General features: G+C 39.2%; 5 protein-coding genes. All 5 read right to left on the bottom strand.

The genetic code is table 11. The features are described 5' to 3' along the window. Positions 1 to 54: 54 nt before the first annotated feature. Complete coding sequence (locus PX481_RS17390; RefSeq protein ID WP_288027333.1) at positions 55 to 357, bottom strand: hypothetical protein; 303 nt, start codon at positions 355 to 357, stop codon at positions 55 to 57. Positions 358 to 464: 107 nt separating this feature from the next. Continuing rightward, on the bottom strand, positions 465 to 692 hold the full coding sequence (locus PX481_RS17385) for a PIN domain-containing protein (RefSeq protein ID WP_288027331.1): 228 nt from the start codon (positions 690 to 692) through the stop codon (positions 465 to 467). 97 nt (positions 693 to 789) lie between these two features. Further along, positions 790 to 975: a PIN domain-containing protein gene (locus tag PX481_RS17380; protein ID WP_288027329.1), complete on the bottom strand. Its 186-nt coding sequence runs from the start codon at positions 973 to 975 to the stop codon at positions 790 to 792. Further along, positions 957 to 1,184: a hypothetical protein gene (locus PX481_RS17375; protein ID WP_004159417.1), complete on the bottom strand. Its 228-nt coding sequence runs from the start codon at positions 1,182 to 1,184 to the stop codon at positions 957 to 959. The genes PX481_RS17380 and PX481_RS17375 overlap by 19 nt, the downstream gene beginning before the upstream one ends. A gap of 272 nt (positions 1,185 to 1,456) precedes the next feature. Further along, complete coding sequence (locus PX481_RS17370; RefSeq protein WP_004159421.1) at positions 1,457 to 2,146, bottom strand: GUN4 domain-containing protein; 690 nt, start codon at positions 2,144 to 2,146, stop codon at positions 1,457 to 1,459. Positions 2,147 to 2,369: the final 223 nt, after the last annotated feature.

The following is a 2,369-nucleotide window of genomic DNA, read 5'->3' as shown; positions in this document are numbered from 1 at the left end:
CACCCTCTCGCAATCAAAGAGTGTAGGGTGCGTTATGCTATTCCTAAAAAAAACCTAATGAACTAATTCAAATTCAACCTTCATTTTTAGGGATGTAGCGAGGAGATTTAACAACAAAAAAGAGTTTCCTTCATAGTCAGCATTTTCTAAAGCTTCAATAATTGATTCATTAGTATGAATTAATTCTGCTAAAGCCTTTGTTGAAAGATGATATGTTTCCTTGATCTTAAATATTTTTCTGGCTACTTCGTCATCAATGCGAGCTTTTTCTAATTCTAATTGACGCTCTGGATTATTAGCATAATAACGTTGGTAAAGAATTTTTAAGCCATCGGCTGTTGTTTGGGGTGTATTCATATTAACTCCTGAAAATAAGTGTGTAATGCGGAGTAAGGGTTTGTAGTTTTTCTAAAATAATTTGCAGGTGGGGAGTTATGGATATCATGGCAATCTCAAGTTCATATTTAAGGCAGAATAATAAAGTAGCTCATGTTATCGGATTGAATTAAATTGAAATGTCTGTGGTCTAATGTCAGAATTTGGTTAATAGAATAGCGTTCTGCCATGACCAGTAAACTAGCATCAACTAAGCCTAACGGTAAATCTTGATAACGAGTCATAATTTTAAGAGCTTTTTCTAAATCTTCTAAATCGAAGGGAAGCAAACTATATTTTCCCTGTGTAATATCCATCAAAAAAGCTCTAGCTACTCTTTCACCGAGATATTTAGTCGCTAAATATAGCGTTTCTGATTCACAAGAGGTACATTCCCGATCCTGAACAGCTTAATCAGCAAAGGTTTAAGTGTGCCGCATAGATGCGAGAACCGCTATAATCAACTTCTGGTAATACCGTCACAGGCACAAAAACTTGCTGATTTCTGATCGCTTCTACGACAATAAAATGATAGTGATCGTCTCGGTCTAATAGGGCAATAATTCCACTGGTATCTGCTATTATCTTTCGTCCTGCCACAATAATTCCTCGCAACGAGTTGATAGGTCAGACATTCCACTAGCTCCCATCCCAATAGATGGGGGTAAAGATGGGGAATCATTGTCTTTTATTGGCTCATTTTCTATATTTTCCCCTATTTCTTTAAGGATTAATTGAGCAATATTTTCCTGTCGATCTGCTGACAGAGTAGCTAATTTTTTGAGAGCAAGTTCTAATAATTTAGTCATGATTTTTTATTCAATGAAAAAGTTCTAATTATAGCGCACCACTTTTATCATTCATTCTACCTGAATATAACGACGAGAAAGATTGCTTCGGGGGGATATTGGTTGAGAGATGAAGGTTAACGTGAATATCCCCCCTCGCAATGACATCTTTGTCGGAAAAAAGCTTCCTTTGACTTGGCGAAGCAATCAGTGCCAGGTATCGAGTTCCGCAAAATGCGATGTTTACCTGATCAAAAGCACTAAAATTAGACTTGATAAAAGACCTGAGATCGTCATATCCTAAAGGTTACAAGTCTTTGCGCGAGAAAAGGCACACCACACGCAGCAATACCCAGAAACACACTTTTCTCCCCACCGAAAACCCCAGGTACGGGTAGGTGTCCCTTGGGGACTGCTGAATTAAAGACTGCTGAATTAAAAGTTAATTGTCGGCCTGTCAACCACCTACCTCCTTGTCTCCAGCCGACGCTATCGGCGAACTTTTCCAATACTTCCACATCTTCTATTTCGCCATTATACTTTATCGTGCTACCAAGACTCTCATAGATGTCTTTCTGGACGCTGAAGCCAAACTTACCGTTACTATAATTTAGCCAAAGTTGGTTAATAGTTCGTAAATCTTCACAGGGAAAATTATCAATATCCTCTCGTCTCAACCATCCTTCGCTTTCCCTTCCGGCGACCCGACACATAACTTTACCTGTTTCTTCGTCTGCTTCTTTCCACTTTCTTGCTGCTAGGAGTTGCTGTAATCGAGAATAGTTAACCCCCCTAGCACTTTTAAGCACAATATTAGCAGCAACTTTAGGCGGTGGTGGTGTTTGAATAACGGGGGTTGCTGGTGTTGGAGAATAACGGGGAGTTGCTGGTGATTGTATTGAAGTTGCTGGTGATTGTCCCGTCAAATCTTGTAAAATCTCCCGCGCTGACTGATAACGCTTTCTTGTCCCAAACTCGATCATTTTATCAAGAATGCGCCCTAAATCATCCCGAACATTATTATTGACTAAAAACTGTCGCCAAATCCATTCATGGTCACTGGTATCGGGAGCATCTCACCTTTGCAATGAGCATAAATACTTAGTGGAAAAATAGGCTTTTCGAGGGTAATTCTTGTTTTAATTCTCCATGTACGCAGTCTTTAAAAGCCTCTATTTCGTTCCAAGACACGATTAAGAGTGGCTT

This window comes from Microcystis sp. M53603_WE2 (genome assembly GCF_030065435.1).
This window is presented reverse-complemented; position numbering and strand designations above follow the sequence as displayed.

What these genes read in the sequence shown, in the direction of transcription:
- PX481_RS17390 (WP_288027333.1), bottom strand. Translation starts at nt 357, where the DNA reads ATGAATACACCCCAAACAACAGCCGATGGCTTAAAAATTCTTTACCAA.
- PX481_RS17385 (WP_288027331.1), bottom strand. Translation starts at nt 692, where the DNA reads ATGGATATTACACAGGGAAAATATAGTTTGCTTCCCTTCGATTTAGAA.
- PX481_RS17375 (WP_004159417.1), bottom strand. Translation starts at nt 1,184, where the DNA reads ATGACTAAATTATTAGAACTTGCTCTCAAAAAATTAGCTACTCTGTCA.
- PX481_RS17370 (WP_004159421.1), bottom strand. Translation starts at nt 2,146, where the DNA reads ATGATCGAGTTTGGGACAAGAAAGCGTTATCAGTCAGCGCGGGAGATT.